Raw genomic sequence first — 26,687 nt, 5'->3', positions numbered from 1 at the left:
CTTCGACCCCTCTGCTTGTATTAGAGTTATCTACGTAAAATATTATTAATATTCCCAGTGCCACAAGTTATCCAGATACCCTGAACAGTTGTCTAGAGTCCTATTCTTTAAAAACATTTCAACTTCGATAAGAAGAGTGAGCCTTAAACTGGTGGAAAATATGAGTTGGGCAGGAATCAGACGTGAGGAAACCATTGGCGACAAGTTGAGGAGACTCTTCACCAATGACAAGGAGCCGATTGAGAAGAAAGCGATTGTTGCTCAATACAGGGTTAAAACAGCTATTGGCAGGATAAATGGTTACATCGAGAAGCTCTCAGAAAGGGACCGTGAGTTATTTGAAATCATCGTGGACGCTTTGTCAAGAAGGGATGAAGTAAGGGCTAGAATGTATGCTCGCGAAGTAGCCGAGATAAGGAAGATTACCAAGCAGCTGTTAACCGTTCAATACGCCTTGGAGCACGCTGCGTTGAAGCTTGAGACCTTCGTGATATATGGTGGAGCTGTCAACGAGGTTGCGCCAGTACTGGGTGTTATGAAGGAGGCGCTTGGAATACTGAAGGGTGTTGCACCGGACATTTGGATCGACCTCCAATACGCTGTGAGAGAGCTTGAGACCGCGATGGGTGCAGGGATGGTCGACCTGTCGATAGAGGTTGGCACTGGATTGGATGGCGAGGCTAAGAAGGTGTTAGAGGAGGCCAAGGTTGTGGCTGAGCAGAAGATTAAGGAGAGGTTCGCGGAGCTTCCAAGAACTATCGGTGTTGGGGAAGGAGAAGCCTCGAAAACAACTGCTACTCCTTAAAATCCTTAAACACTGATTTTTCCAAGCTTAACATTTAAACTCTGGATTAGTTTTTTATTAACCACGGTTTCTAACTCATCGACCAGGAATTTTATGTCATTGTATTTTTCAACATAGTCTCCCCTATTGTAAGGGTCGAATTCCACTGAGAATCCTTTAGAAATTACTTTAATCCTTCCAGGCGAGAACAATGCTTTAAACCTGCCGGCTGAAACCCAGACCTCGCGGTTTTCGGGGCTGAAGGAAACCATGAACCTCCTAGGGCTTGCCTTAGCGAACACTACCTGATTCTTTAAAGCATAAGCATAGAGATAAGGAGCTAGTTTAATGCCTTCCCCGCCCCCCTGTAGCAACTGTGCTTTCTCGCCTAATGCTTTAACAAGTTTTCCAAGCATCTCAACATCCTCCCTAACTCTTGAAACAAGGCTCACAACCTTACGGTTCATCTTGCCAGACTCCTTTAGCACATTACTCGTTATCTTCTCGGCAATGCTTAACAGGGTCTCTGAAGCGATCAAGAGTCCGCTTGAAACACTCGTCATAGTAAACACCAATGGTTTTAAAATAACTCCCACACCTTATAAATCTCATCAACAATATCAGAGTCTATTGAAACGGTCTCGCTTCCCTTCCTCAGCAACACCTCGGGCTTCTCCGAGTCTTCAACCCAGCCTATAATGTTAAACTCCTTGCCGCTCTCCGCTGCTACTTTTTCCGCTGTTTTCAACCTGGACTCCGGCAGGGTTGCAATGATGCACCCACTGCTCAATATTCTCAACGGGTCGAGACCCAATGAGGAGACTATCCTATCCACCACCGGGTCCAACCTTATACGGGAGGCGTCTACGACGACTTTTTTACGGCTTGCCACCGCTAGCTCTCTCAGAGCCTGGATCAACCCGCCCTCCGTGACATCGTGCATGGCGTTAACGATGTTTCTAAGCCCGAGGGCTACTTTCACGACGCTGATATTGTACATGTAGCTCTTAGCGATCTCGATGAATTCAACCGGGACATTCTTCTCCAGCAACTTCTCCTCCCAATCCCATGCTAGAACCCCCGCGCCCTCTCCACCTATCTTCCCAACCACGACTACTACATCGCCGGGCCGGGCATCCCTCGTCAATACGACCCTACCATTGGTGTACCCGATAGCCGTCATCACTATTATGGTCCGCTGGAGGCCGGGAGTAACCTCTGTGTGCCCGCCTACAACCACACCATTAATCTCCCCTAGAGCCCTCCCTATATCCGTGAAGATCTTCTCAAGCTCCTCCATGTTTAACTCGGGCGATACGAGTATTGTGGGCAGGAACCACCTGGGGTGAACACCTCTCACAGCTAGGTCGTTAGCCGCGACGTGAACAGCTAAGTACCCGGCGTGCTCCACACCGGTTGTAATCGGGTCTGAGTGAGTCACCATGAACCCGTCTCCAAGCCTTACAACCCCGGCATCTTCTCCTTGAGACGGGCCTAGAACCACGTCCGGATCTTTAACAGGTAGTTTTCCAAGAAGCTGGGACATTGTCATCCAATCTAGCTTACCGGTTTTCAAAACCATCAAACCACCACCTGTTAGGGTTAATGAGGAATTTATAAGCAGTTTTAACACTCTTGTTCCTGGCGAAGCAGTCCCGGCATATGTAGGCTACGTTTGAAACCTGGATCATACAGTCCTCACATCCCAGCCTACCGCATACTACGCAGTAGCCTACTGATAACTGTTTCCCACAGAGCTCGCAAAGCGTGAGAGAGCATACTTTGCAGATTCCTCGCTGATCATCGAAGTCCTGCCTGCACACCCTTCTACCGCACAACCTGCATGTGTAGACCGCGTCGTTAACCATGCAGATCTCGCATCTCTGTTGCAAAGCATTGCTCATGGAGGAGGCACCTCGTAGATTTTCGAAACATTGTCAACGTTCAGCTTGAACACGGTTTCCTCGGAAACCTCACTCCTCTCAAGCTTCTCGTTGAAAAACCTGGGAATCTCCCACGGGTATGCTGAAACCCCGGGCCGCTTAGGATCATCTATAAAGTCGGACTCTACCAGGAACCCGTCGAGCCGTATTCCAGGCGTTCCCAGGATTTTCTCCAAGCTAGTCTTAACCGGGAGGGTTGCCGGGAGACCGAGCACGCTGCTCCACAATCCTGTCTCATAGTTAACATGGTGGAGCACCACCCTGTTGCTCTTGCAAGGGATTTTATCAAGTATTTTCGCAATGTTGAAAGCTGTTGCCCAACCCCCCTGCTCAAGGTGTAGGTGGACGAGGGCTTGGTGCTGACAGGCTAGCTCCAGGGCCTCCATCATTATCGTCTCTGATAATACCAGCCTCTCCGGACTCGTGCCGTAGTGCTGCCGCCCAACCTCGCCTATCCCGTGGATCAGGCCCTTCCTTACATAGTCAATTATCAAGTTGAGAACCTTCACCGCCAGCTCGTAAACCTCCTTCTTGCTGAGGCCCCTTCTCAAATACTCGTCTACTTCGCTCGGGTGGAATCCTGCTAGGGCTACAACGCTCAACCCCTCACTCCTAGCGGACTCCGCCTCCCTTACAAGCAGGTCAAGGGTCTTCCTGTAGGAGTCGACCGATATCTCGGTGAAACCGTAATGGTATGGTGGGAGAGAGACAAGCGATATGAACCAGCCTCCTTCCTTCTTAAACTTCTTAGCTACCCTGCCCGCCCCTAAGCCTTGGAGAGGGTTTGTGTGAAGGTGTGAGTCAGCGTACAGCAATTCTTAAAACCCTCCTTGTTTAAATGAGAGTTTAAACTAATAATATAGGTTTGGATGCTATTATGGAAGCTGATGAAACGTTTGAGCTGAAAATACGGGTTTCCCGCGATACTTACGAGAAGCTGAAAGCTTTGGCGGAGAGGAAGGGTTTCACGGATGTCTCAGCCCTTATAGAGGAAATCGTTAAGCAACAGGTGCTAGGACCTGAGGCCGCTAGAGAGGTTGAGCTCGAGAAGCTGAGGCAGAAGCTTGAGCGCAGGCTCCAGGATGAGCTGAACAAGTCCCTCTCAGTTATTGATTCTTTAAGGAGACAGTTAACCGAGCTTTACGAGAGGGTTGACCATATCGAGAGCGTTGTTAAGGAGTTGTCTGAGAAAAAGGCTGAGGCGAAACCGCCCCCGCCTGTTCAACGGGGTAGGGCTTATAAAACAGGTATTGAAAGGCTTAGCGAGGATAAAATCCTGTTCGAGAGCACTCTCCCTCCCCGGATTCAACGGGATGCTTTCTTCTCCTACCTTGAAAGAGAAGGGGCTGTAGTGTTGAAGCTGAGCAGGGAGAGAATAGCCGTGGACAGAGGCTTCTGGGAGGAGTTCAAAGAAAAGCTTTTCAAAACGGTTACAACGAACAAGGAGGATGAGATAAAGCAGGCCCTGGGGGAGAAAGGGTTCGCGCTCTGGAGAGCCCTTTACGATGACAACCTCATAATCTACGACCCTAAGACAAGGGTTTGGAAGCCTTTGTTCAAAAACCCTGAGTAGGGGTCTGAGTTGCTCAATCAATACTACTACCGCGAACTACTGAAACATGTGAATATTCTCGAAAACGGTGCTATACTGCTAGGGGAGAACATATCCGTTGACGGTCATGGAGGCAGAAGGATAAGGGTAGTGACCCACGCCCACTCCGACCATGTAAATCAGCTCTCGGACAGCGTGAGAGAATCGGAGATTATACTAGCCACACCAGTTACTATTGAAATGATTGAACTCTTGGGATACGTGGGCAGGTCTCTTAGAACACTGTTTAAAATGAAGGCTAAGGCGTTAGAGTACAACCAGGTTTTCTCAACAGGGGTTGAGAAAGTAACCCTGCTACCAGCTGACCATATAGTAGGCTCTGCACAGGTCATGGTCGAGTACAAAGGATATAGATTAGGATACACCGGCGATTTTAAGCTAACCAAGAAGACAGCTGTAATGAAAAACCTGGATGTCCTAGTCATAGAAGCAACCTACGGTAATCCCACGCATCGCAGGCCTTTCAAAGACTCTGTACCAGGAATTCTCTACGAGCTGGTCAACTACGGCCTGTCATACTACGGGCAGGTGTTCATATATGGGTACCACGGTAAGGTGCAGGAAGCCATGAAGATCCTCAGGGAGAAAGGCGTGAGCGAGCCCTTCGTGTTAACTGAGAAGATTTACGAGATCACTAAGGCGCTTGAGAAATACGGTTTCAGAATAGCCAATGTTTTCAAGGAAGGCCCTGGGAGAAGGTTTGAGAGAAGCGTGGTGTTCAAACACATGATGTCCGCTTCAAGGCGCAGGCTTGACGGATCAGCCCTTCACATAGTCTTAAGCGGCTGGGAGTTCCGCGAGCCCTTCAGGAGGGTGGATGACTACACGTACCTGGTAGCCCTCAGCGATCACAGCGATTTCGACGATCTAGTCCAGTACGTGGAGACGGCTAAACCAGGCCTTGTCGTAGTGGATGCGTCGAGGAATGGGGATCCTCAAGGGCTTGCCTCTTCCCTCAGGGAGAAGGGTTACTGCACTGTCACGCTTCCCGGAGATCAAGAGTCGCAGATTGAGGAATACTGCTTATGACAAAACACATTGTAGTGAAACATCATATGATTAACACAATGGTAATGGGGCCTGGCGGAAGCGAGTACGTTACCATAGAAACAGCAATTGCTTTCGCGAAGAAAGGGTTTGAAGCATACATTGACTCGTGGACCCTTCGAAAGCCTGAGGATTTGCTAAGGATCACAGGATTCTTCGGCATATGGGTTGACGAGTTGGAGAACTATGATATCGGGCTAGGCGAGCCGCCCGGGAAGCCTGTTTTAACAGTAAACACTAGCGGCGACGCTATTTCAGGTATCGGAGATGTAATATACTTCCACTACCCTAGCCTAATGCCCCACGATACATACTATCCCGGGGTGAAAGGGATTGGAAGAATCGTTGGAAAAGCCTACTCACTCATAAATGCTGTGGCATTCCCATTCGTGTTTAGAAGAGCTAAAGCATTCGTGGCCAACTCCTCATTCACTGCAAGGTTCCTCAGAAGATACTACGGAATAAAACCTTTGATCATACACCCCCCAGCCAACCTTAAACCGCTTCTCATCCAGGAACCCCTGGGCTTTTACGAAAGAAAACCTTACGTATTAACAGTCTCCAGAATAAGCCCTGAGAAAAAGCCCGAGAGAGCTGTCGAGCTGGCATCGCTACTGAAGAAGAAGAAGATTGGTGTGAAGGTTGTTCTAGCAGGCTCCCTCTCAGAATACAATAACGACCTGTATCGCAATTTAAAAAACACTATAAGTAGCGAGGGTCTCGAAGAGTCTCTTGAAATCTTTCCCAACGCCCCGAGAAGCGAGCTTCTAAAATTATATAGAGAATCCCTTCTCTACATCCATCTAACCCCGAGGGAGCATTTCGGGATCTCAATCGTGGAGGCAATGGCGGCTGGAACACCCGTTATTACCCCTATAGATAGTGGAGGGTGGAGCGATATAGGGAACTACAATCCCGATATTGTCAAGCCTTATGAAACCCTGGAGGAGGCTGTTGAGATAATAAGCAGACTAGCTGGCAATAAGGAGGAGTGGGAAAAATTAAGCAGGAACGCGAGAACCAGGTCGTTCTTCTTCGACAGGGAAACATTTCACTTTAAAGTATATCAGGCATTAAGAAAATACATTTATTATGGATGATTGGAAATTGCGGACCTGACACAGGAATGATGAGGAAGAGCCGTTCTGAATATACTCCTACGTCATACCCGGATTAGATGAAGGTGAAAAACCTGAACCATCTTAAAAGCTCTCGCCAGCGAGTAACGACTGATGCACGTAGAGTTGACGCATTGAGGAATAGTCTGAGTCCAGCGTTCCCAGGCCTTGCAGAGGCTTAGCCGAGATGTTCTCAGCGAGGTTAACGCCGAGTTTTAAAGGTTTCCAAGCGTTCTCAAAGAGTTCTTGGTGGTTAAAATCAAAACCCTCGTATCCTCCACAAGCCTCGCAGCAACATCTACCTTGTGCCTCAGCCCAGGGGTTATCGCGTCAGGGTAGTCGAGACGCTTCAGGCTCTCATAGATTGCCTCCATGATCCTTAAATAGCGCGTTGCTTCTTCAACCAGTGCGCGGTCGAGAAGATCTACAATGTACCTTCTAAGCTCTCCCACAACATCCCCAAGCCCCTGCAGGTAAGCAGGTATTGGTACATCGATCTCCTCGAGAGACGGCATTCTCCCCTCCAACACTAAATGATACACGATGACCGCTTCCGCGAACTCGCTTAAAGCGTTATAGGAAAGCCCAGAGTATAGTAGGTCAGGATGCTTTGATAGGAGAGCGAGAAACTCCTCCTTCCTAGCCTTAAGGCTCTCCAGGATTTTTACGGCATTCTCTACTCTTTTAGCATGAACTGATGAGATAAGATCGCCTGACAGCCTGACAATCTCTCTCACAAGCCTGATCGCCTCCTCCCTAACCTTATCCTTCTCGTCAAGCATTTTAGAAACAGTCTCAATATCTCTCCTTAAAACACTCAACACCTGTGGCTCAAAACCCATGGTAACACCGTTTTAAACTATCCCTGGTAAAACTTATAAGAAGCCCTTAATCTAGATTAAAAATGGATCCCGCGGTAGCTCAGCGGCAGAGCGCCCGGCTGTAGTGGGACCACAGTCACCGGGTGGCCGGGGGTTCAATTCCCCCCCGCGGGATCCATTAAAAAGCTTTCTCACATACTATCCAAATCGATCTTTGCTCATTGAAAACCCTGAGCTCAAGGACTTGGAATGGGCCCGCGGGGACTTGAACCCCGGGCCTCCGCCTCTCCCAGGATGGCTTGTAAGGGCGGCGTCCTAACCAGGCTAGACGACGGGCCCTTTAAACAAGTATTACTTTTCACCGGGAATTAAAAATTTTCCACCATGTTTAAAAACCCCTCCCCTCATACTGGTGGTTTGAGAGTGGTATTTTGAAGCCTGAAACTCAGAGCATTATTCTATTCCTTTTAGGGATACTCCTTATCGGTCTAGGGGTTGCGCTGGCTCTCGTTCAGCTCTACACCTACGTGCCTAGAATTGTCTCAGGAGGGCCCGAGGAGGCTTTATCAGGAATCCTGTACGAGCTTCTGGGCCTGGTTGCTAAGTTAGGATTCATAGGATTGGTGATCTACGGGGGCTCTGTCTTGCTGAGAAATGGGGTTCACATGCTCCTGGAGCTACGTAGAATTGAGAAAGGTGTTCCGCAACGTTCGGAGTCTTCAAAGCAGGGTTAATAATCCTATTGTTTTTCACCTTGATCGTCTTGATGTCTCCGCTCGCGATTTTCGTCACCGATATTTCAGCCTCAAACGGGGAGATAATCGGGTTGGAGCCTATTAGAGATGGTGAGTACTGCGGTGTAAGAGTCTCCTACGAGGGGAACGTTAAGCTGGTTGGATTCACATTGTGGATGGGTCAGTCGGAAGTAGTGATTGGAGACCTGGAGAAGGGTTCTGTGCGGGAACGCCCCGTGGACTGCGACGTGATGAGCGAGCCAATCAGGATCTCTTTCACCGTAGCGGGGCTGTACCCTTTTGAGATAAGATTAAACACTACAGGTGGGCAGCCATGAGTGATTCTTTGAAAGACACTGCGATGAGGGTTTCGAAAGAGCTAGCGTACGGGGCTGTTCAATACGTGTTATACCTAGTGTTAATCCCTATGTTGATGAGTAACTTTGGACTACCCGTAGGCCTAGGGCCCTCCTGGCTGGCAGTATATTTCGCCATCGTGATCGCTCTCTCAGCCATAAATGCGGTAGTAGCTTCAAGCCCTGTCTCAATCGGGTTCAAAATACTTAGAAGCTTAGTGATAATCTACGTGTTCCTCGTAGCTACTAACTACGGTGTTGCCGAGATCTCAATGGATAATGTGATTGTGAGTGCTAACTTTTCAATTATTATATATACTTTAGCATCATTCCTTGCCATATACTCGGCAATATCCTCGCTGGACGAGATGCTGGGGATTATCGAAAAATTTAAATAGAAAAGTAAAGATTTATATATAACCAATGTGGAGAGGTTGGTGGAGATGGCTGAGAAAACTGTAGACGAATTGTTGAAAAAATATTTCAAGATAAGCGCGCCGAGAATTATCATAGGTATACTGATGCTTCTCTTCGGCATAGTCATATGGATATGGCCCGACCTCGTAGCTTTACTAATAGCGATATATTTGATAATAAACGGGGTACTAGTTCTGATCGATGAATTGTTGAAGGGCAGAGTCTTCAAATCTTAGAAAGAATCAATCCATTTTTCCCCAATCTTCTCCACCTAAAAACGTGTAGCAATTTACGTTAAAAATTCGAAGCTTTTTTCCTACCTTCCACCCGGCTTCGGGAACAGGAGTATCTCGTGAACCTTCACATATAATCCAAGGTAGACATATCCTCTCTCGCAAATTCGGTATCGCTTGACCCGTTCATCAGGTTCTCGACGTATAAGCCCGTTCGCCTCTAATAGCTTTAAGATCCTGTTGCATCTGTCCACTGGCAGGTTAGCGCTCAAGCATAGGGCTGTCTTACACATCTCACCATTCCTGCTTAAAACGGTTAAAATATCGTATACGATGTCGTGAACACACCTGTTTCTCCTCGTGATGGCCAAAAAGCCTCCACTCTTCCCCGCTTGTTTAAACGTTGCAATCCAAGGCGATGCTCAGCTTATCGGTTTTTCTCAACTCCCCTACCCGGGATTTATCGCTCAGCTCGGCTTTCACAACATACACTAGCACTCCAACCGTGGCCGAATCCTCTACAACAGCCTCCTCAGCTTCCAAGTAATCCACCTCTGCACCTCTGCCAATCCTCACCTGCTTGCCCACCACTCTGTCAACCGAAGCGTTTCTCGCAACCACCACGTTGCAGCCTACCATTAAGCCGTGAACCTCGGATTTCCTGCCAACCTCTACCTCTCGACCCTTGAAGCTACCGCCTCTCGCCATCCCATATATCTCAAGCCGATTTGCGCGAGCCTCGCCGGCTTTCAAAGAGCCTGAAACGCTTAGGTTTTCAGCCTCAACCTTTTCAGAAACACTTAATGATCCTGAAACCTCTATTTTACCTGCCTCGACGTTTTTCTCAACAGTTAGGGAGCCTGAAACCGTGATTCTACCCGACCTCAGCACGCCCGTGATCCTCGCCGACCCGCTTACTTCGAGGACATCTGTTTCAAGATCCCCCTCAACACTCAGGCTTCCAGCGATTGAGAGAGTCCCAAGCTTGACAGGTCCTTTAAGCTTAACACTCCCTCCTACGGATAAGTCTCCAATACCCATTCAACACACCTGTTTAACGAGTCTGCTGTTTGAAATAAATATTCTTGACTCACAATTTGTGAGTTAGGTCGTGGGGGTAAGATTTTTCAAGAAAGAGAGTTAGGGACCGCCTAAATAATTTAGCCTGCTTTAGTTGCTGTTCTAACAGCCTTCTTCGGCCTCAGCGTGCCCTTGGATTTGCATCTCCTGCACTTTGTAGCCCCGGGAGGGTTTAAAGCACCGCATCTCCTGCAGACCATTTTGTTCAAGACTCTTGCCTGCACTATTTTCAGCAACTCCGGGTCGTTAATCGGCATTAGCAACCACCCTTATCCTTTGAATTAGAACACGTGTTTAAAAATATTGGGTTACACCGTTAAACCTATGCTTCTAAGCCTCTCCCTGATCGTCTTCTCCTCGTAGCCTGGGAAGCAGCTTATTGCCTCCTCCACAACCTTCTTGTTGAAGCCTGCTCTCTCAACCTGTTTAAGCCATCGCTTCAGCTTGTCAAGGTCAACCCCCTGCCTAGCCTTTAAAACAAAGTAGTGCTCCGGCCTCAAAGCCCTGGCTCTCACACTGCCCACGGTTAATGTGACAGACAGGTTTAGCAATTCCTCTGGTATTTCAAGATCCATGAAATTCTCATAGAACTCAACCTCCACGGTCTCCCCGTTCACAGCGCATATCAGCTTAGGGGTGCCGAGCTCGGTTGAAGCAACCTCCCACCCGTTCGCCTCCGCGAGGGAGGAGTAGAACTCCTGCTCCCCTAAGGGGCTGGGGGCTAGGACGAACAAGTCTACATCCCCCTCAAGCGTTTTAAAGCCGAGGTGTAGCTGGACAACCGTGTCCCCGATCAACACGTAGTCGACACCGCTCTCGCTGAGCCGTGAGAGCACGCTGGCAAGACTGTCAACGCTGAAACCCATTAGACCATCCCCCTAGCTGTAAATATAAATCGGATTAGGCAAATATTAAATAAGCCTGGTGTGAAAGACTGTTCAACTATGAAAGAGCTGTCCACGCCCAGAAGGTTCTGGGGGAAAGAGTGCTGAAACAGGTAAGCCGGTTTCCCAAACTAGAGTTCTCAAGGGTTAGGCTTGTAGCAGGACTCGACTCCTCCTTCATCAACAGTATTCAAGTCGCCGCGGCAGTCGTGTACGATGTCCGTGAAGACATCGTTGTCGAAGAAAAGGTAGTCCGCAGGGAGGCGGCAATCCCTTATGTTCCAGGGCTCCTAGCGTTCAGGGAGCTCCCGGGCTACTTGAAAACCCTATCCCTCCTTAAAGTGAAGCCGGATATGCTACTGGTGGATGGCCACGGGTTAACCCATCCGCGAGCCTTCGGAATAGCCACACACCTCGGGCTCGTGGCCAAGACCCCGTCGATAGGGGTTGCGAAGAAGCCTCTCCACGGAGTAGTTGACGGAGAAGGCTACATAATAGCCCACGGGCTTAGGCTCGGGAAAGTAATTCATCACGGCGGACGCCGCCTGTACGTGAGCATCGGGTACGGGTTAAGCCTTGAATCAGCCGTGGAAATAGTTGGGAAACTGTTGAGGGAGGGAAGCCACCTACCAATACCCCTCCACCATGCAGACAGGCTTTCAAGAAAATATAAGAAGGAAAACCCGTAGGTAAGAGTTTGAAAGGGCCCGTTGCCTAGCCAGGATAGGGCGCCGGCCTTCGGAGCCGGAGGACCCGGGTTCAAATCCCGGCGGGCCCGCATCCACCGGGAAATTGAGATTATTCAATGTTTTACAGTTCTCCACGTTTTCTCACCTCCCCCGCTAACCCGGTTTCTTCGTGCCAGCCATGGCCAGTGTTAGGGGAAATACTCCTGGCTCACAATGGGTGATGCTTGCTGTGAATTATGGTTGCTCTTAACGTCTCAGCTTTGCATGAAGGATTTTGGCAACAAAGGTTGCAGCCACCATTGCAGCGCTTACCACTGCCGCAGCTACGATGCTTTGATTCTTGCTTTGATTAACCGCAATGCCAAGTAAAGCCCACACGACTACTAAGCCGAATGCTATGTCTTTCCTGGTCAATGCAACCAGCTCCGTGATCAACAGAGCAATTATTATGATTGTAACAGCCCATGCCTCAGGGCTTATCCCGAAACCGTCCCAGTTGATTGAAACCAGTGTAACAGCCACGTTTGCTATGGTAGCAATGGTAATCCATCCAAGATAGATGCTGAAAGGCACGTGAAATCCTATTTTAATCCGTGCTGGGAGCTCAGATGTTGCAACGCCTAGTCTGAGGTAAATAGCTATTAAACTAGCTAGGAGCAGGAACATGACGGCAACGGATGGAACAAGGTACTCAAACTGCCAGAGGAATAGCCAGGCTGTGTTCAATGCGCAGCTAGCTGCGAACAGGTAGCCTATTCTCTCCCTTAACTCCTCTGCTTGACGGTTTGAAAGTGCTTGAGAATAAACAAATATTTCGAGCAGTACATAGATAACCCCCAATATGGCGAAGACATACCCGCCGGGGTCACCAAGGTCGGATACGCGTCGGAGACTTGAGCAGTAGTCTTACCGCCAATAATTGTCGTGCTACCAGCCAGGAAGTTAACAATGACCACGACCGTGAAAGCTACAATGTTCAACAATTTCAAAATGTTTGAAGCCATCTATAACACCAAATATGTCTTCCACCACATATTTAACCTTGAGCACAAAACCCTTGTACCTAGTTGTAGTATCTAAAACAACCTCGGGCTATTCTTCTTTAAGAATGGTTGTAGCAACCGTTCTATAACATCTTCAATCTTCCTGGGCTACGTTATCATGTCTAGCGAGAACGCGCAAACCTTTACTCTAACATTATCAATGCTTCTGGATGGATTATTCAAGTGATTCCCTAATTCATCCTCTTTCTTATTGTAATCCTTCCAGTACTCGTGATCAAACAGGTTTGTTTTTGACAATAAGTACGACTCAAAGATTATTTGTTTTAAGTTTTTACTCCAAGCGGGAGGGAATCTAGCTGTCCGGCAGGTATACATCTATGGCCGTAACTTCCCCGTTCCTGATTTTCAATGCAAGGTTTCCTCTTACTTTGCACCCTGGTATCTCAACTCTCTCACCGTTCTCCAAATGTAGTGTTATTCTTGCTTTCTCGAGGTCAAGCCTCCACGTATCCGCTCTGCGCGGGTTGTGGTAGGTTACTCGGCACTTGCCGAAGAGGGTGAACCCTGCGTTCCCCTCTTCGTCGAAGAGCCACCCCGGTAGAGCCGGCTTAAATTCTAGCACTAGCTCCCCGTTCTCCATTGTGAGCAGTTTGCCACCAATAAACATGTTCTTCCATATGCTGAGGAACTCTGCGTTAGCCCCTGTCAGCCTTGCCACAAAGCCGGCTCCATGAAGGGATTCATCAGGATAGGCGCTGCTGACAATGAAGGATGAGTTTTCAAGCGGGCTCCTCCCGTAGACGCCCGGGTCTAGGAATGCGACCACGACGTTTCTGAAGTCCTGGTAGAACTCGTCGTAAAGCCCATTCCTGATGAGCTCGAGCATGTACTTGTACTCCATGTGAAGCCATATAGACTCGTTCTCCAACCATCCAGGCGGGAACGCCCTAGCCCTCCCGATCTCCATTGGCTGGTCTCTAAGCGGGGCGTTAACCTTGTACATTCCCAGCTTCCTATCATATAGTTCGCTCTCCCTGACCTTCCCGTAGATCTCCTTGAGAGCATCTTTGTCTTTTACAATCCTGAACTGCTTGACCACGCCCTCGAGGAAGAGAGGCATCCTCTTCTTTTCAAACTTGGTGATCCTGACCTCCCCGTCCACCCCCACCTCATACTCCACAGGCTCGTAGTAGTAATACATTGGGAGCAGCCCATCATTCTCATCCATGGCTTGCTTAACACCGGTCCACAGCTTGTCTCTCAGCTTCTTCAACCCGTCAACCAGTTCCCCGGCTTTAACAGCTAATTCCTTACCTTCAAAGCCCAGCCTGGTCTTCTCCCTATACTCCTCTCTGAGCTTGGAGAGATTGTCCCACAGCCAGTGATCCCTTCCCCCACCGCTCATCTTACCGTATTCTTCAAGCAGTTCAAGCTCCTTCCGGTACAGCTCCCACACTTCGACAGGAATTCCCAGCTCCTCGCCAGGGTATTCCTGGAAGGACTCGGTCAGGAAGTCCAATAGCCTAACCAGCTCTGCCGCCTCCCCAACCGATGAGCCGAACAGCCCCGGCAAGCCGTTCAAAGCATCATACCAGCCCGGCTTGCCGGCTTCCATTTCTATTCCAACACCGGCTGGGTCAAGGGTTGCGAACTTTACCAGCGCTAGGTTTAAGAGCTTCACAGCAAGCGTTGTCCTATATATCTCACCCCTCCCTCTCTGAGCCCTCATCAAGTGCTTGAACTCCCATCTCGACTCTATCAACGACTTCTTCTCAGGGTCTTCGGCAAGCGAGCCGTACTGCCTGATCCTACCTCCCTGAACAACGTATCTCTTGCTCCTGGGGAGCACCACCATTGTGTTGTCGTAGTACGTGTAGCTACGGTCTCTGAAAAGGAGGTCTCTCTTCCTCTCGGGGTACACCCCCAGGTAGCTCTCTATCAGGTCCAAGTTGTAGGTCCAGTGATCCACCCAGAAGCCCTCGCCGTGGACAGCGTCTACTTCCTCCTCGCAGTGCTTGATAAGCCTCCTGAGGAACTCGTCATCAGGAACTTTAAGCCTTATCCCCTTCTCCTCTATAAACATTGAGAGCTTACCGGGCGTGAAGGGCTCCCTCAGGAACTCCGCTAGTAGCTCTGGCTTATCCACCAGGTCTTCGAGCATCTTTACATCAATGTTTTTCAAACGGTATTTCACACCATTTATCACCAGGGGATTGTAGCCGTCAGTCTGCAACAGGTTTACGAAGAACTTCACATCGTAGTCTCGTATCTCAGGGTGGAGGAAGACGTATTCACGTCTGTTCTGGTTAACATCCCTGTAGTTAGCGTTCCCTGTTGAATAGTACTCGGGAGTCATGACGAAGTAGTTGTAATCCCTCTCCTGATCCCCATGCTTCCTAAGGTAGAGATAGTAGACGAGGGGCTTCTCCTCATCGAGCACGAGAGGGTAGCCTCCTCTCAGGACATTGTCCAGGTAGCATTGCTTAACATACTCGTCGAAAAGCTTTGAAGAAGTCTTCGTGGAGACATCCTTCACTATCTCCTCTAACACTGCATTTGCCTCGGCACGCTTCCCCTCAAGGTATTCTGGATTTGTGAATTTCCCAACGTACTCCTCAAGCACCGCCATGCTCGGAGCATAGCCTATTACAGTGTAAAGCTTGACCACCCCGCCTGGTTCAAGCCTTGTCTCAACAGGTGAGAAGGCTGACGGCGGCTTGTTGAAAGTCACCTGTCTTCCACCGGCCCACTCCCTCAAGGGTTTAGCAATGAAGTTTACAGGTTTAAACAAGGAGGTGTCGCTGCCGAAGACCAGGTCAGGGTCGACTATGGGCTTCAGCAACACGCTCCTCCCATCCAATACAGCGATGGAAACGTAGAAGTTGCCCTGGGTTAACTCCTCAACCCTGGGGACATCCTCCGTCGAAGACCTCAGCTTGAAGAATGGAACCCCTTTGTCGAGGTTGTAGACCTCCATCCAAGCTTTAATCGTTGTAAGCATGTGTTTTAAAACCCAGTCGTTCACTCCGGAGGGTACTATGAAGGGCATGCCGTCGAGTATTTCAACCCGTCTAGCGTCGGCGGAGAGGTTCTCAACGACCACCCTTCTCACAAGCGCTGGAATCCTCTCCAGTGGGATTGTATAGCATAGGATGTTGATCTTAAGGCCGAGCTTATCGTTAACCTCCTCTATTTCCAGCTCGCCCCTTCCTATGTACATTCTCTGAATGATTCCTTCGCCAGGCATGGTGAAAGGCTTGTGGAAAACCCCTCGTCAGGTAGCTTTATAAATGTCCTGAAGCCATGGGTCCATACTCTTTAGTACGCTATAACAGCGGAGTCGAACTCCATTATCGGGTGATCCTTGTCCTGGAATCCGAAAGAGCTCACGCATTGCGCCCTATTAACGTAGAACACCCAGAGGGGAATGCCCTTCTGCCCTGCTATGCCCGGCAGGAAGCTTGCGAAAGGCCTGAACACGTTGTAGTTCTCTATGTAAAACCTGCCCCTCTCGTCGAATCCGTGCCTCCCCACACGCCATGACCTATAAATAGGGGATCACAAGGGTCTGTTAAAAATGAGGACAGTTTAAATTTTTCAACCTCTTCGAATAAGGAGTAACCCGGTTTTGAAGTTAGGTATTTTTTTAAAAAAAGTGTATCTTATATTAATTAGAGTTTTGGGCACGGTGTAAGGAGTGGTGCTCGAGACCACATACAGGGACTACACGTACAAGTTGACAATAGGGTTCACATTCATCTCTCTCCTGCTCGGGTTAACGATTCAAACTGTTTACAGAGACCTTTTCTCCTCCCTCGTAAAGCTAGCCCTGACTGAGGAGTATAGTTACATCCTCGTCGCGCTTTTCTCCACGCTTTTCGTGATATACCTCTCACTGAGGTACACCGGGTTCTCCTACGGTTTAAGAGTTAGCAAGATACTTGCATCAATTTTACTAGCCCTACTTTCCCTGTCGATTTACCAATTCTCAATCATCGATCTAGAATACAGGGTTCAGTTACAAGCCTTAAGCTTCTCACTCTTCTTCATAGCTCTCGTAACCCTGGTGTATGAGCCGAACACTCCCGGAGAGCTAATTCCGCTTTTCACACCTCTCCTCCTAACTCCTCTGCCGGCCAGCTTTCTCGACTCAGTAACTCCTGTCCTATCCAGGTATGTTGGGAGGCTGGTGGGCTTTATCGCAGGGGTTAGAGTGGTTGAGGCCCCGGGTTTCACCCAGCTAGAGGTGGTTACGTCAACAGGGGAGACAGCGATCCTGAGCGTTGAGGCTGCGTGCACCGGGATTGTAACCGTGAGCTCGCTGATCGCTATAGCACCTTTAATCATCTACATGTTAACATTCGGTGTTGACAAGCCTCTTAGAAAAGCTGGCATTTCAATAGCTGCTGTAGCCGCTTCCCTCTTCATAGGGATACTGGGGAATATCATAAGGGTTTTAACAGTGGTTTACATGGCTAAATGGTTCGGGGTGGAGCAAGCCTACGACTTCTTCCACTACTCCCCATCCCTGATCTACTCCGCAATCTCCACAGTAATAGCTTTCAGGATTGTTGAAAAACACGCACGGTTTAGAAAAACATTCTCGAGAATTCTGGTTAAACAGGTTGGAGAGAGAGTTACGTGGAGCTATGTTCTAGGAGTCTTCGCCGTGTCAATAATATTCACCAGCATCTTCACCGCGGCGGCTGTACACGCTACGGGAACACCTCCGGGTCAATCAGTTGGTATCCGCCCAGGAAGCGTGGAGGAGATTGTTGAAAACCCTGAGAAGTATCTTTCAACAGGAAGCATCGCTTTCACCAGTAAGCAGTATGATTCCTTCCTGACAAGAGTGCTCGGCGCTCTCGCAGTGTACAGGGTGGGTATTAGAGCTTTCAACGAGTACTACACTGGATATGTTGAGGTCGTGGACACCCCTGCTAGACTACATACCTGGCAGCTATGCCTCACACTCCAAGGGTACAACATCCTAGCATCCTGGGCTGAAGAAGTAAACAATACGAGGGTGGTTTTCATATCACTGGAGAAGCAGGGATGGAGAGGGGTTCTAGCCTACACCCTGCTACCCATCCCTGCAGGAATCGGCAACGCTGAAACCACTGTTTACATCAGGGTATCAGCAATGAAGAGCGGGGAACCAGGTAGCCTGGCCTCCCGGTTAACCGTATTGTTAAGTGAGCTGTCCTCAAACACCATACCGTACTCCAACCGGTTTGTTGGACCAGACCTCATCACCATATCCTCTGCCGGCACGTATTTAATACTAGTAATCCTCATAGCCTATATATCAGCAGTGCTTCTCATAGGTAGGATGCGTAGAACGCGTGGTGAAGTTTGATGAGCGAGGCGGTGAGAATGGGGTTCGACGAGGTAAGCCGGGAGATAGGCGACTTACTCTCCGAGATCTCAAGGGTGTACGTGGGGAAGAAGGAGCTCGTGGAGCTATCGATAGGGGCTCTATTGTCAGGCGGGCACTTGCTAATAGAGGGCTACCCTGGAACAGGTAAGACGCTCCTAGCCAAAGCCCTTGCAAAAGCCATCGGGGGAACGTACAACCGTATACAGGGACACCCAGACGTGCTACCCAGCGATATCCTAGGGTTCCACATATACAGGATCACAGGGGAGAGAATACTTGTAAAGGGCCCCATATTTACCAACATCCTTATGTTCGACGAGCTCAACATAACTCCCACCCGGTCCCAGGCCGCACTCCTGGAGGCAATGCAGGAGTACCAGGTTACTATAGAGGGTGTCACCCTTCCACTTGAAAGACCTTTCACCGTCATAGCCACCCAGGTTCCCGAGAAAATCTCGAGCGGTGCTTTTAAAGTGTTGGAAACCCTTCTCGACAGGTTCACGCTGTCTGCACCCAGCTATTACAACCCGCCTGAGGAGGAGCTGGAAGTATTGAGAAGGTCGGATTACATAGTTACCCTTCCCATAGAGCAGGTGACAACTCCTAAACGGGTTTTAGAGGTGTCGAGAAGGCTTCACGAACTAGTCCACGCGAGCGATGAAATCCTTGACTACGTGGTGAGGCTTGTCAACTACGTGAGAAACCATAAAGCCGTTTTGTACGGTCCATCACACCGTGCAACAATAAACCTGCTCAACGTGAGCAGGGTGATGGCGCTTATCGATAAGAGAGATTATGTCATCCCCGACGATGTCAAGAAAGCTTTCATCCCGGTGGTAGCGCACAGGTTCAAGCTTGGCGAGGAGTTCGAGCTGGAAGGGTTGACAACCCAGGCTGTAGCGGAAGAGGCTTTGAAAAATGTCCCAGTCCCCAAGTAGGCTTGTCGACCTGGACGTAGCCTTAATCTCTGCTATAGCATTAGCAAGCATTATCATTAAAGCCGGGGTTCTAAGCCAAGGCTATTTTGCAGGGCTTGCCTTATCAATTATTTTGATAAACCTCCTCTTCCTTGCCCGTATCCCCGCCGAGCTTAGCGATTTGCTAATTGTTTACTCAGGGATCCTCCTTGCTACGTGTCTATGCGAAGCACTCGTGGATTATTTCCCCGGCTTCAATGTTGAAATAGTGTTATCCACGGCTTACATTTTACTAATACTTCTTATTCTAAACCAGTTTCACGCTAAGGAGGGCTTCAGCCATGTTGCAACCCCACTTCTACCTGTAGGGGTTCTAGCAAGCATTATAGCAGGGGTATACTTGGGTGTCGATAAACCTCTTCTACTCATCGTTCTCGGGTTGATCGATGCTTTCTCAGCAATACCTGTCTTCGAGTCTAAGAAGCGGGTTGAGCTGAAGCTTGCGATCACCCTTCTAGCATTCCTCACGCTCTACTCCCAGCCATTCGTGAACATGGGGCTCCCCGCCCTACTAGTACTCCTCGGCCTCCACCTGGCTAGGAACGCTTACATTTTACTTGCGAAACACCGTGCCGCAGGGCTCATACTAGTGTTTGACCTGGCATTGAGACCCTTCGCGGTGGTGCTGGCATGACACAGCAATTGCTCGTGCTAGGGTTGAACATGCTTATAATAGCGGGGCTCTTAGCTGCCTACGGGCTTGCAACCGGCTATAACAATTTAGTCGGTGTAGCGGCTTCGCTGGGAGTGCTAGGGGGAGTGTTCATAGCGTACAGTAGGATACCGCGAGACCCTGCTGTCTCATCTCTCCTAAACTATTCGAAAATCCTGGTGGAAGGGGTTACGAGCACTATTGAAGACCTCGACCTGCTAGATGCCAGCTTGTGCATTGTTACAAAAGGGAGCGAGGTGCTCGCAGTCTACTCGAAGATACCGTGCCCTAGCAGGGTTGACCCGGGCCTCGGGTTCGCCGGTGGCTCACCCTACCTTGCAATACCCCTTGACATGCCTGTGTTGGAGTTGGTGGAGTCGTCCACGGGGGAGCTGGATACCATAGAGAAAGCTTTGCGAACCATCGTGATTGAGGAGCTAGGCATGGCTAGGGATGTAGGGGTTTCCGCAACCGGGAACATCTACAGGGTCTACGTTAGCGGGCTGGCTGATGCGTTGAAAGAGTATGTGAAGTACCCGGTTGACCCCTACTCGATCATTATTGCGTCAACGCTGGCCCGGGCTGCAATGATTAATTATCTAAGAGTTATTGAGAAAACTCAAACGCTTGATGGAGTATTGATCACGCTGGGTGTTGGGGAAGTTGCAGGATAGGGTTCTCGCATTCATCTTCATGTTCACAGTGCTCACGGCTGTTTCAACCCTCTCCCTGAGCCTTATCAGGGAGGAGCGGGTGGACTTCTACGCCTCGTTAAGCATCCTAGCCTACTATGTTTCCTACGCTCTAACCCGTCCTGCCACAGGGTACAGGCATGTCAGAGTCCTTAACATTGCGCTCCTAGCATTGTTCGCGCTCATCATAGCTTACAGGGTTTACGGGGTGCTTGCTGCGTGAGACTCGTTGCAACGGTCGCTGTAATACTGCTTGCAACCCTCATCCTGCAGACACTTCTTGTTGAAACCCTGAGTACTCCTCAACCCGTTACCGACTGCACCTACTTGTTAGCTGTTTTTAAGAAGGTTTTAACCGAGGCTCTGGACGGATCCCCCGTTGGAGAATACTATGCGAGAGTAATGCTTGAAACACGAGTAGAGCCTACTCTTTCAAGCCTGCACGAGAAAGTGTACAGGGCTTTCCTCAAGTACTACAGCCTGTTATCCGGCGAATACGAGGGATCTGAGGCTCTTAGAATCCTAGGAGAGGTTTACGAAGGAGTCGACTCTGTAACCCAATACCTGCAACGGCTCCACTCTTGCTCTCAGGATAGGGAGTCGGCTTACGCATTAAGAGCTAGTGCAGAGCTGATGCTGGAAGAGCTGAAGAGCAGGATATGGGAGCTTAAAGCAGTTATCTCGCAGAGAGACTCGCCTCTCACGATCACCACTAACCGGGACACTTATAGAGCAGGGGAGGACGTGCTAGTTACCGTAGCCGTGAAAAACTCGAGCTGCATGGTCAGCAACATATACTTGTCCACCGGGGTAGAGGTATTAGGTAACACTATTTTCCAGTGCAACTCCACCGAGTGCAACGCCTCAATCCCAACCCCGCCAGCCTACTTAGTAGAGAAGTATGTTGGGAGAGAAGGAGCAGTGAAGATCACGGTCATGGCTGAAGCAGTTTGCGGGGAAATGGTCTACAAGCCCTACAGAAGGATTACGGTGCTTTACTCCCGCCCGAGAATCGCGTTGGAGGCACCGTCAAAGATCACGAGAGGAGAATACTTAAACCTGACCATCTACTCTGAAACCTCTGTTGAAATACCGGGCATTGTGAGCGTTAGAAACCGGGCTGGGGAAACCCTTATTGGAAACATAACTGTTGCGCCAACCCCGCTGGTAATAGGTGTTAACACCTCAATGTACAACTTCACTCTTGGCGAGAACTTGATCAGACTCTGCGTTAACTCCACCGAGACAACGCTCTCCTACTGCATCGATAAGCCGGTGTTCTACGAGCCTAGGCATCCCCGCCTTGAGATCATGGTTCCATCAATAATACTCACCACGTATGGAGAGATCCCAGTATTGATTCAGGGAGACCCGGGCAATGATCTCCTCGTCGAGGTTGAGTCAAAGGGATTGTTTACAAGCAGGGTTTCCAGCATACTCAACATTAACTGTTCTCTACGTGTTCTCGGCAGCGTGCTCCCCCTTTCCCTCATTGAAGTAGTGGTCTCCGTAAGGGATCCGAGCGGGTACTACGATCCTTACAGTTACACGACTCGTGTAGTAGTCTTCAACACGTTGTCGTTAATCCTGACCCTCATCCTGGGCGTGTCATCCACTATCATCCTCCGAGACCGGGAAAAGGTTTTCTTCATCTTTCTGGAAAAGGGGTTGCGGAGAGGTGTGGAGAAAATGAGCAGAGGTATACGCGACCTAACACAGGATTTGCTGAAGCCCTATGTCACAGGCCTAGGCTCGGCGGTGGCTCTGGTATACTATAAGTTGCTTAGACGTCTGACGCAACGGCTTCCCCTAGCATATGAAACTCTCCGAGAACACTACTCTCTCGTTGTTGAAAACGTAGTAGGTAACAGGAGAGTCAAGGAGTTAGCGTGGAAGCTGCTAATCCTGGCGGAGAAAGACATGTATTCAAAGGAGAAGCCAAGCATAGAAGAAGCTAAAGAAGTGTACGAGAGTGTTCTAAGTGAGGAGGAAGCCTAGCCCTATACTAGCGTACAGCGTACTCCTAGGCCTGCTCACAGCTCTATCCCTGATAGCAGTGCTACCCACCAATCTCGACTACTACGTGCTGGACACGGGAGACAACGGCTACTCTACACTCTGCCATGAGTCAAGCCTTACCCTGTACAGCCTGAAAGAGCTGGAGAAGAACCAGGCTGAATCAGCACTGCTCGTGGTAGGGAGGGATAGGCTACTGGATAAGGGCGAGCTGGACTACGTAATTAATTTTTCCGAGAAAGGAGGCTTGGCGATTGTTTTCGGAACCCCTGAGGTAATCCTCCAACTGCTGAAGACTCTAGGCCTGGACGCTGAGCTGGAGGGATACGTGTACGACCCGGTTTTCAATGCCGGAGACTCCCGCACCGTAGTAGCGTGGGACACACGCTTGAACACAACCCTGGTGATCGACACACCGTTTGCTTTAAGGCTTCCAAGCACTCCAGCTCTCGCTGTACATCCAATTATATACACAAGCAACTTCTCATTTATCGACGAACACGGCGATGGCCTTTACACGGTGGGCGAGTACCTGGGCGAGGTTCCTGTAGGGTTTGAAATAGAGGTGGGAAGGGGGTTTATGCTAATAGTGTCGGCGAAAGGGGTTTTAACCAACCGCGTCCTCGAGTTCAACAGGGACTGGTTTTCAGCTGTAAGAGCGGGCAGGAGCATCCTTATAGATCAGTCATGGGTGAGACCCAACCTACTCCTCTATATGAAATCTCTTCTCCACGGGCAGCACGGCATATCCCCCTTCTACCTGGCTTTCATCACTTTAATAGCCACGGTGGCGATCATATATGTTGCTAGGACAGTTTACGCGGAGTAAGGCTGTAAAGGGTTTCACGGCTGTCCTCCTCGTCTCAGCCCCGTTTATAGCCAGGCTGGGCGTGGAGGGTTTAACCCTGGATGCTCACTGGTATATTGCAGTACTACCTGTGTTCATCCTCATGGCTCTCAGCAGGGATTCAAGGCTTCTCTTCGCAGCAGCAACAGGTGCCAGCTTCCTATCATCCTTTAACGGGAACACGGTAATCCTTATAGCCGCGTCCACCACAGCCTTCCTCGGGTTCCTCATCCTCTACGCGAAGGGTCGTGGAAGTATAAGGAAAACCGTAGCAGTAACCCTGTTCTTCTACACACCAGTGCTCATTGTTAACCCATACTCACTGGTACCGCTGACAGCCGTGGTGGCTGGCTTCACCGCTTGCTTGTTGAAGGAGAGCGCTAGGGTGGGAAGATCACGGGTAGAGGTTAGGCAGGCTGGGAAAACCGTGTATGCTGGTGGACAGGTTAATTACCTGGTTTCCATAAAGTGCCCAGGCTTTTTCAAGTACAGAGTGCTCGCGGACGGGCGTGAGGTGAGAAGCGGGAGCGCTGTAAACCAGGCGGATCTGGAGCTAGCGGTTAAAGCGTTGAAAGTAGGGGTTAACGAGACATTTGTTCAAGTAGTCGTGAGCGATGGTAAAGGGCTTGCAAGCACCGTGCACGGGCCGTTTGTCCTCCAGTACACCGTCATGGTTAAGGCGGTTCAGCTTCTAAGGGAAGCGGAGAGAATACTGAAGGAGTACGCTAGGTACATAGCGGCTCCTAGAATACTCGTGGTGAGGCTGGAGAAGGGTGGGGGCGTAGGGGAATACGGTGCTGGCGAACACCTCGTGCCCGATGGACTAGGACACGGATCGCTGGGTAGGGGGCTTACCGGTGGAGGGGGAGGCCCCGGGACTGGTGGTGAAGATCTTGAAAAACAAGCTTTCCTGCCTGCTGGTTTAGACACGCTTTACTTGGGAACGATGCAACATGGGGGTGAGGAAACGGAGCCTTCTTCAAAAGCTAGCATTATGGGTAAGCAACGCTTACGGAGCAGATTCCTCCTCGCAGCTAAGATGATGCGTGAAGTCGCGGAATACGTGTCCAAGATGCTTGCTCAATCCTATACAGGAGATTACGCAGGCGCCCGCGAATACAGCCCAGGTGACAACCCGCACCTGATTCACTGGAAGAAGAGTTTAAAGCTTGAGTTGGAGGAAAGCTTGTTCATCAAGTTGTTCACCAAAGAGGCCGAGGGGGGCGGGGGACGGGGCCTGGGGGAGAAAATCGTGTATTCGGATCTAACTGCAGCAAACCCGGTGGAGCTGGACTTGCTGGTAACTGCTACATACGTGGAGCTGTTAAGTGGGCTGAGGGGGAATGGAGGGTTATCCAGCGTTCACTTCTTCGTGAAAATCCCCGGGGAGGAGCTATACTATATTCATGGAAGTATCCTCGACGTGCTCGCAGCATTCAACAGTATCTTCCGGAAGCACGGTGTTAAAGCATTACACGATTACAGCACGTGGAGCAGGACAAGGACTATTAAGCTGGGGGAGGCAACGGGTTTCGTGGGCGAGCTCGAAGACTACTATAAAGGTATTGGAGCAGGATTAGCCGATGCCTTTAAATCCAGGGCTCCAGGAGTCAGGAACGTTACCCTAATATTTTCGAAACCTCTTGCCTACAAGTATGGAGTGGTAGCCACGGTGCTCAGGGATAACGGGTACTTCGTTAACCTACCTGGCGATTAGGTATTTTACTCCTCCCCAACATTCCAATATTACAGCGCAGGGGTTTCCATGCATAGGAAAGTGTTTGTGGTAGCTTTGTTGATGCTTGCCACGTTTTCGCTCAGCATGCTCTACACTGCTTACAACGAGGACTTTGACGCCAGGATCGCGGAGTATGTTGAAAGAATTGCGGAGCTGGAGGCTAAGCATGTTGATGCTAGCAGCGTTGTAGATAAGCTTAATGAAGCTGTTAAAGCATTTGAGCAGGGTGACCATGCCAGGGCTGGCTTAATCCTCAGCGAGGTTGACACGATGATCGCGGATCTTGAGGAGGGTTCTCAGCAAGCATACCTCCTCCACACAGCCTCGAAGGCTGCTTCCGTGGCTGTTCTCGCCCTCATTCCTCTCCTAGTTTACACTCTGCTTCCACGCGCTTACATCTACTTATGGTTTAAAACCAGGAGGAAGTGGGTTGTGAGGGAGTATTAGCATGATCATGGATGAGGAAGTATTCGCCGTAGTCCTCGCTGTCTCGATCATCGGTGCTGTGCTCGGGATAGCCTTGATTCTGAGGCCGGAGAACCCTGAACCCTTCACGGCAATCGGCCTGCTCAACCAGGACTGTAAAATAGGGGAGTACCCTAGCAATGTTCTCAACGGGTCGACACTGGACCTGTGCATATACGTGTTCAACAACCTGGGACGCACAGGGTATTTTAAAGTAGTCTACAAGATCGCAACGGGTGAAACCCTACCCTCGAACACCACGGAGTCGCCAGCCCCGGTTCTCAAGGAATGGAGGCTGGTTCTAGCTCACAACGAGTCGTGGGAAACCCCTGTTAAAATCCCAGTGTACTCCCCCACCCTTCCCTCCAGGGTTGCACTGGTTTTCGAGCTCTGGGTTCACAATACTGGGGAGGGCTGGGTTTACACTGGCAGGTGGGTTCACCTATACGTGAACGTTACACAGTGGTAGTTATGAAGCGCGAGATCACTCTAGAGGAGTATGTTGCGAAGCTAGGGAAGAAGAGCAGGTGGAAAGCGCTGAAAACTGCTTACGAGAATGCCTCACGTGGAAGGATAAGGCTGGTGGACCCCGATCCTCCTAAAACCCTTGGAAGCTACATCCTCAGGCTAGACTACTCCGCATGGTTCTGGACCCTGATCATCTTAACCATCGCAACGGCAGCCACAGTCTACGCCAGCGGCATCATGCCTACTCTAACACCGCTGAGGTACCTGCTCGGGACAGTATACGTTCTCTTCCTACCAGGATACGTACTCGTAGAGGCCTTGTACCCAGGTGAGGATGATTTAAAACCCCTTGAAAGACTCGCACTCTCAATAGGCCTATCCCTCGCCGTAATCCCCTTGATAGGCCTCCTCCTCAACTACACTCCCTGGGGGATCCGTCTGGACCCGTTGATAACAGCACTCACACTATACAACACGGCAATAGGCCTAGTAGCTGCTGAAAGAAAACACAAGGTTGTTAAGAAAAAACTCCAAGCCTACCCGAGCCCCTGAGCCAGCGGCAACCAATTGATGCAGTGGTTTCACGTCTTACGCCTCCCTAAACCCAGAGTAGTATAATTCCCTGGTCAGCTACAGAGAGGGCGGGCCTTGGACGTTTCCCAGTCGCGCAACCATTAAGATTACATAGCAGGGTTTTTCCACAGCGCTCCAAGCAGTCCCGGGCTGCTTG

34 protein-coding genes and 3 tRNA genes are annotated in these 26,687 nt (G+C 49.9%); 22 read left to right on the top strand and 15 right to left on the bottom strand.

From position 1 onward, the window contains the following. Positions 1–160: 160 nt before the first annotated feature. The gene (locus IMZ38_RS03140) at positions 161–805 is read left to right on the top strand and encodes a Snf7 family protein (protein ID WP_193436711.1); all 645 of its coding nucleotides are present in this window, start codon (positions 161–163) and stop codon (positions 803–805) included. 5 nt (positions 806–810) lie between these two features. On the opposite strand, the gene IMZ38_RS03135 is transcribed toward IMZ38_RS03140, so the two are convergent. Genes IMZ38_RS03135 through IMZ38_RS03120 form a run of 4 tightly spaced genes read right to left on the bottom strand, consistent with a single transcriptional unit; the run spans position 811 to position 3,542 of the window. After that, entirely contained in the window at positions 811–1,356 is a 546-nt protein-coding gene (locus IMZ38_RS03135) for a hypothetical protein (protein ID WP_193436710.1), read from the bottom strand. 8 nt (positions 1,357–1,364) lie between these two features. Further along, the gene (locus IMZ38_RS03130; RefSeq protein WP_193436709.1) at positions 1,365–2,366 is read right to left on the bottom strand and encodes an AIR synthase-related protein; all 1,002 of its coding nucleotides are present in this window, start codon (positions 2,364–2,366) and stop codon (positions 1,365–1,367) included. Next, on the bottom strand, positions 2,347–2,688 hold the full coding sequence (locus IMZ38_RS03125) for a hypothetical protein (protein WP_193436708.1): 342 nt from the start codon (positions 2,686–2,688) through the stop codon (positions 2,347–2,349). The genes IMZ38_RS03130 and IMZ38_RS03125 overlap by 20 nt, the downstream gene beginning before the upstream one ends. After that, entirely contained in the window at positions 2,685–3,542 is an 858-nt protein-coding gene (locus IMZ38_RS03120; protein ID WP_193436707.1) for a TatD family hydrolase, read from the bottom strand. Before IMZ38_RS03120 ends, IMZ38_RS03125 begins: the two co-directional genes overlap by 4 nt. A 50-nt stretch (positions 3,543–3,592) precedes the next feature. Between IMZ38_RS03120 and IMZ38_RS03115 the strand changes: the two genes are divergently transcribed. Genes IMZ38_RS03115 through IMZ38_RS03105 form a run of 3 tightly spaced genes read left to right on the top strand, consistent with a single transcriptional unit; the run spans position 3,593 to position 6,486 of the window. Further along, positions 3,593–4,300, top strand: coding sequence for a ribbon-helix-helix protein, CopG family (locus IMZ38_RS03115; RefSeq protein WP_227410921.1), 708 nt, complete (start codon positions 3,593–3,595; stop codon positions 4,298–4,300). A 9-nt stretch (positions 4,301–4,309) separates the two neighbouring features. Next, positions 4,310–5,368, top strand: a complete 1,059-nt coding sequence (locus IMZ38_RS03110; RefSeq protein WP_193436706.1) for an MBL fold metallo-hydrolase — start codon at positions 4,310–4,312, stop codon at positions 5,366–5,368. Positions 5,369–5,394: 26 nt separating this feature from the next. Beyond that, complete coding sequence (locus tag IMZ38_RS03105; RefSeq protein ID WP_227410920.1) at positions 5,395–6,486, top strand: glycosyltransferase family 4 protein; 1,092 nt, start codon at positions 5,395–5,397, stop codon at positions 6,484–6,486. 233 nt (positions 6,487–6,719) lie between these two features. Here the strand turns inward: IMZ38_RS03105 and IMZ38_RS03100 are convergent, their stop codons facing one another. Beyond that, positions 6,720–7,346, bottom strand: a complete 627-nt coding sequence (locus tag IMZ38_RS03100) for a translin family protein (RefSeq protein ID WP_227410919.1) — start codon at positions 7,344–7,346, stop codon at positions 6,720–6,722. Between the two features lie 68 nt (positions 7,347–7,414). Here IMZ38_RS03100 and IMZ38_RS03095 point away from each other — a divergent pair. After that, positions 7,415–7,499, top strand: a tRNA-Tyr gene (locus tag IMZ38_RS03095). 76 nt (positions 7,500–7,575) lie between these two features. Here IMZ38_RS03095 and IMZ38_RS03090 read toward each other — a convergent pair. Beyond that, a tRNA-Val gene (locus IMZ38_RS03090) sits at positions 7,576–7,664 on the bottom strand. A 92-nt stretch (positions 7,665–7,756) separates the two neighbouring features. Here IMZ38_RS03090 and IMZ38_RS03085 point away from each other — a divergent pair. Genes IMZ38_RS03085 through IMZ38_RS03070 form a run of 4 tightly spaced genes read left to right on the top strand, consistent with a single transcriptional unit; the run spans position 7,757 to position 9,068 of the window. After that, the gene (locus IMZ38_RS03085; protein ID WP_193436704.1) at positions 7,757–8,059 is read left to right on the top strand and encodes a hypothetical protein; all 303 of its coding nucleotides are present in this window, start codon (positions 7,757–7,759) and stop codon (positions 8,057–8,059) included. Between the two features lie 29 nt (positions 8,060–8,088). Next, positions 8,089–8,397: a hypothetical protein gene (locus tag IMZ38_RS03080; protein ID WP_193436703.1), complete on the top strand. Its 309-nt coding sequence runs from the start codon at positions 8,089–8,091 to the stop codon at positions 8,395–8,397. After that, complete coding sequence (locus tag IMZ38_RS03075) at positions 8,394–8,813, top strand: hypothetical protein (RefSeq protein ID WP_193436702.1); 420 nt, start codon at positions 8,394–8,396, stop codon at positions 8,811–8,813. The genes IMZ38_RS03080 and IMZ38_RS03075 overlap by 4 nt, the downstream gene beginning before the upstream one ends. Before the next feature lie 27 nt (positions 8,814–8,840). Continuing rightward, a complete protein-coding gene (locus IMZ38_RS03070) occupies positions 8,841–9,068 on the top strand; it encodes a DUF3096 domain-containing protein (RefSeq protein WP_227410918.1) in 228 nt (75 codons plus the stop codon). Between the two features lie 80 nt (positions 9,069–9,148). Here the strand turns inward: IMZ38_RS03070 and IMZ38_RS03065 are convergent, their stop codons facing one another. From IMZ38_RS03065 to IMZ38_RS03050, 4 genes are all read right to left on the bottom strand, one after another. Next, on the bottom strand, positions 9,149–9,436 hold the full coding sequence (locus tag IMZ38_RS03065; protein WP_193436701.1) for a winged helix-turn-helix domain-containing protein: 288 nt from the start codon (positions 9,434–9,436) through the stop codon (positions 9,149–9,151). 25 nt (positions 9,437–9,461) lie between these two features. Continuing rightward, a complete protein-coding gene (locus IMZ38_RS03060) occupies positions 9,462–10,106 on the bottom strand; it encodes a bactofilin family protein (RefSeq protein ID WP_193436700.1) in 645 nt (214 codons plus the stop codon). 119 nt (positions 10,107–10,225) lie between these two features. Continuing rightward, on the bottom strand, positions 10,226–10,402 hold the full coding sequence (locus IMZ38_RS03055) for a 50S ribosomal protein L40e (RefSeq protein WP_193436699.1): 177 nt from the start codon (positions 10,400–10,402) through the stop codon (positions 10,226–10,228). Between the two features lie 51 nt (positions 10,403–10,453). Next, positions 10,454–11,011: a nucleotidyltransferase gene (locus IMZ38_RS03050; protein WP_193436698.1), complete on the bottom strand. Its 558-nt coding sequence runs from the start codon at positions 11,009–11,011 to the stop codon at positions 10,454–10,456. A 119-nt stretch (positions 11,012–11,130) separates the two neighbouring features. Here IMZ38_RS03050 and IMZ38_RS03045 point away from each other — a divergent pair, with 119 nt between their 5' ends. Next, entirely contained in the window at positions 11,131–11,718 is a 588-nt protein-coding gene (locus IMZ38_RS03045; RefSeq protein WP_227410917.1) for an endonuclease V, read from the top strand. 14 nt (positions 11,719–11,732) lie between these two features. Beyond that, positions 11,733–11,807 (top strand) — tRNA-Arg (locus tag IMZ38_RS03040). 157 nt (positions 11,808–11,964) lie between these two features. On the opposite strand, the gene IMZ38_RS03035 is transcribed toward IMZ38_RS03040, so the two are convergent. The 5 genes from IMZ38_RS03035 to IMZ38_RS07310 all read right to left on the bottom strand — a co-directional run bounded on the left by IMZ38_RS03035 (position 11,965) and on the right by IMZ38_RS07310 (position 16,256). Then, the gene (locus IMZ38_RS03035) at positions 11,965–12,558 is read right to left on the bottom strand and encodes a tryptophan-rich sensory protein (protein WP_193436697.1); all 594 of its coding nucleotides are present in this window, start codon (positions 12,556–12,558) and stop codon (positions 11,965–11,967) included. Beyond that, positions 12,483–12,722, bottom strand: a complete 240-nt coding sequence (locus IMZ38_RS03030; RefSeq protein WP_193436696.1) for a hypothetical protein — start codon at positions 12,720–12,722, stop codon at positions 12,483–12,485. Before IMZ38_RS03030 ends, IMZ38_RS03035 begins: the two co-directional genes overlap by 76 nt. A gap of 147 nt (positions 12,723–12,869) precedes the next feature. Beyond that, positions 12,870–13,019 (bottom strand): hypothetical protein, encoded by a 150-nt coding sequence (locus tag IMZ38_RS03025; RefSeq protein ID WP_193436695.1) that lies wholly within the window; start codon positions 13,017–13,019, stop codon positions 12,870–12,872. A gap of 55 nt (positions 13,020–13,074) precedes the next feature. Then, positions 13,075–15,969: a cellobiose phosphorylase gene (locus IMZ38_RS03020; RefSeq protein ID WP_227410916.1), complete on the bottom strand. Its 2,895-nt coding sequence runs from the start codon at positions 15,967–15,969 to the stop codon at positions 13,075–13,077. Positions 15,970–16,040: 71 nt separating this feature from the next. After that, entirely contained in the window at positions 16,041–16,256 is a 216-nt protein-coding gene (locus IMZ38_RS07310; RefSeq protein WP_227410915.1) for a hypothetical protein, read from the bottom strand. Between the two features lie 163 nt (positions 16,257–16,419). Between IMZ38_RS07310 and IMZ38_RS03015 the strand changes: the two genes are divergently transcribed. From IMZ38_RS03015 to IMZ38_RS02965, 11 genes are read left to right on the top strand one after another with little or no spacing between them, the layout of a single operon-like run. Further along, a complete protein-coding gene (locus tag IMZ38_RS03015; protein ID WP_193436694.1) occupies positions 16,420–18,081 on the top strand; it encodes an archaeosortase/exosortase family protein in 1,662 nt (553 codons plus the stop codon). After that, the gene (locus tag IMZ38_RS03010) at positions 18,081–19,040 is read left to right on the top strand and encodes an AAA family ATPase (RefSeq protein ID WP_227410914.1); all 960 of its coding nucleotides are present in this window, start codon (positions 18,081–18,083) and stop codon (positions 19,038–19,040) included. Before IMZ38_RS03015 ends, IMZ38_RS03010 begins: the two co-directional genes overlap by 1 nt. Continuing rightward, positions 19,021–19,713 (top strand): hypothetical protein, encoded by a 693-nt coding sequence (locus IMZ38_RS03005; protein WP_193436693.1) that lies wholly within the window; start codon positions 19,021–19,023, stop codon positions 19,711–19,713. The genes IMZ38_RS03010 and IMZ38_RS03005 overlap by 20 nt, the downstream gene beginning before the upstream one ends. Continuing rightward, positions 19,710–20,405 carry a hypothetical protein gene (locus tag IMZ38_RS03000; protein WP_193436692.1) on the top strand — a complete coding sequence of 232 codons (696 nt, stop codon included), beginning with the start codon at positions 19,710–19,712 and terminating at the stop codon, positions 20,403–20,405. Before IMZ38_RS03005 ends, IMZ38_RS03000 begins: the two co-directional genes overlap by 4 nt. Continuing rightward, positions 20,395–20,646, top strand: a complete 252-nt coding sequence (locus tag IMZ38_RS02995; RefSeq protein WP_193436691.1) for a hypothetical protein — start codon at positions 20,395–20,397, stop codon at positions 20,644–20,646. Before IMZ38_RS03000 ends, IMZ38_RS02995 begins: the two co-directional genes overlap by 11 nt. Continuing rightward, the gene (locus tag IMZ38_RS02990; RefSeq protein WP_193436690.1) at positions 20,643–22,421 is read left to right on the top strand and encodes a hypothetical protein; all 1,779 of its coding nucleotides are present in this window, start codon (positions 20,643–20,645) and stop codon (positions 22,419–22,421) included. Before IMZ38_RS02995 ends, IMZ38_RS02990 begins: the two co-directional genes overlap by 4 nt. Beyond that, positions 22,405–23,268, top strand: coding sequence for a DUF4350 domain-containing protein (locus IMZ38_RS02985; protein WP_193436689.1), 864 nt, complete (start codon positions 22,405–22,407; stop codon positions 23,266–23,268). Before IMZ38_RS02990 ends, IMZ38_RS02985 begins: the two co-directional genes overlap by 17 nt. Next, positions 23,240–25,003, top strand: coding sequence for a DUF58 domain-containing protein (locus IMZ38_RS02980; RefSeq protein WP_193436688.1), 1,764 nt, complete (start codon positions 23,240–23,242; stop codon positions 25,001–25,003). The genes IMZ38_RS02985 and IMZ38_RS02980 overlap by 29 nt, the downstream gene beginning before the upstream one ends. Positions 25,004–25,051: 48 nt before the next feature. Beyond that, positions 25,052–25,471: a hypothetical protein gene (locus tag IMZ38_RS02975; RefSeq protein ID WP_193436687.1), complete on the top strand. Its 420-nt coding sequence runs from the start codon at positions 25,052–25,054 to the stop codon at positions 25,469–25,471. A 1-nt stretch (position 25,472) separates the two neighbouring features. Next, the gene (locus IMZ38_RS02970; RefSeq protein ID WP_193436686.1) at positions 25,473–25,958 is read left to right on the top strand and encodes a DUF1616 domain-containing protein; all 486 of its coding nucleotides are present in this window, start codon (positions 25,473–25,475) and stop codon (positions 25,956–25,958) included. 2 nt (positions 25,959–25,960) lie between these two features. After that, entirely contained in the window at positions 25,961–26,509 is a 549-nt protein-coding gene (locus IMZ38_RS02965) for a DUF1616 domain-containing protein (protein WP_193436685.1), read from the top strand. Positions 26,510–26,687: the final 178 nt, after the last annotated feature.

This window comes from Thermosphaera aggregans, from assembly GCF_014962245.1.
Lineage (GTDB): Archaea > Thermoproteota > Thermoprotei_A > Sulfolobales > Desulfurococcaceae > Thermosphaera > Thermosphaera chiliense.
This window is presented reverse-complemented; position numbering and strand designations above follow the sequence as displayed.

Excerpts from the sequence above, each read along its gene's own strand:
- IMZ38_RS03140 (WP_193436711.1), top strand. The coding sequence starts at position 161 with ATGAGTTGGGCAGGAATCAGACGTGAGGAAACCATTGGCGACAAGTTG.
- IMZ38_RS03130 (WP_193436709.1), bottom strand. The coding sequence starts at position 2,366 with ATGGTTTTGAAAACCGGTAAGCTAGATTGGATGACAATGTCCCAGCTT.
- IMZ38_RS03125 (WP_193436708.1), bottom strand. The coding sequence starts at position 2,688 with ATGAGCAATGCTTTGCAACAGAGATGCGAGATCTGCATGGTTAACGAC.
- IMZ38_RS03105 (WP_227410920.1), top strand. The coding sequence starts at position 5,395 with ATGATTAACACAATGGTAATGGGGCCTGGCGGAAGCGAGTACGTTACC.
- IMZ38_RS03100 (WP_227410919.1), bottom strand. The coding sequence starts at position 7,346 with ATGGGTTTTGAGCCACAGGTGTTGAGTGTTTTAAGGAGAGATATTGAG.
- IMZ38_RS03075 (WP_193436702.1), top strand. The coding sequence starts at position 8,394 with ATGAGTGATTCTTTGAAAGACACTGCGATGAGGGTTTCGAAAGAGCTA.
- IMZ38_RS03060 (WP_193436700.1), bottom strand. The coding sequence starts at position 10,106 with ATGGGTATTGGAGACTTATCCGTAGGAGGGAGTGTTAAGCTTAAAGGA.
- IMZ38_RS03055 (WP_193436699.1), bottom strand. The coding sequence starts at position 10,402 with ATGCCGATTAACGACCCGGAGTTGCTGAAAATAGTGCAGGCAAGAGTC.
- IMZ38_RS03050 (WP_193436698.1), bottom strand. The coding sequence starts at position 11,011 with ATGGGTTTCAGCGTTGACAGTCTTGCCAGCGTGCTCTCACGGCTCAGC.
- IMZ38_RS03030 (WP_193436696.1), bottom strand. The coding sequence starts at position 12,722 with ATGGCTTCAAACATTTTGAAATTGTTGAACATTGTAGCTTTCACGGTC.
- IMZ38_RS03020 (WP_227410916.1), bottom strand. The coding sequence starts at position 15,969 with ATGCCTGGCGAAGGAATCATTCAGAGAATGTACATAGGAAGGGGCGAG.
- IMZ38_RS03010 (WP_227410914.1), top strand. The coding sequence starts at position 18,081 with ATGAGCGAGGCGGTGAGAATGGGGTTCGACGAGGTAAGCCGGGAGATA.
- IMZ38_RS03005 (WP_193436693.1), top strand. The coding sequence starts at position 19,021 with ATGTCCCAGTCCCCAAGTAGGCTTGTCGACCTGGACGTAGCCTTAATC.
- IMZ38_RS03000 (WP_193436692.1), top strand. The coding sequence starts at position 19,710 with ATGACACAGCAATTGCTCGTGCTAGGGTTGAACATGCTTATAATAGCG.
- IMZ38_RS02980 (WP_193436688.1), top strand. The coding sequence starts at position 23,240 with ATGTTGCTAGGACAGTTTACGCGGAGTAAGGCTGTAAAGGGTTTCACG.
- IMZ38_RS02975 (WP_193436687.1), top strand. The coding sequence starts at position 25,052 with ATGCATAGGAAAGTGTTTGTGGTAGCTTTGTTGATGCTTGCCACGTTT.
- IMZ38_RS02970 (WP_193436686.1), top strand. The coding sequence starts at position 25,473 with ATGATCATGGATGAGGAAGTATTCGCCGTAGTCCTCGCTGTCTCGATC.
- IMZ38_RS02965 (WP_193436685.1), top strand. The coding sequence starts at position 25,961 with ATGAAGCGCGAGATCACTCTAGAGGAGTATGTTGCGAAGCTAGGGAAG.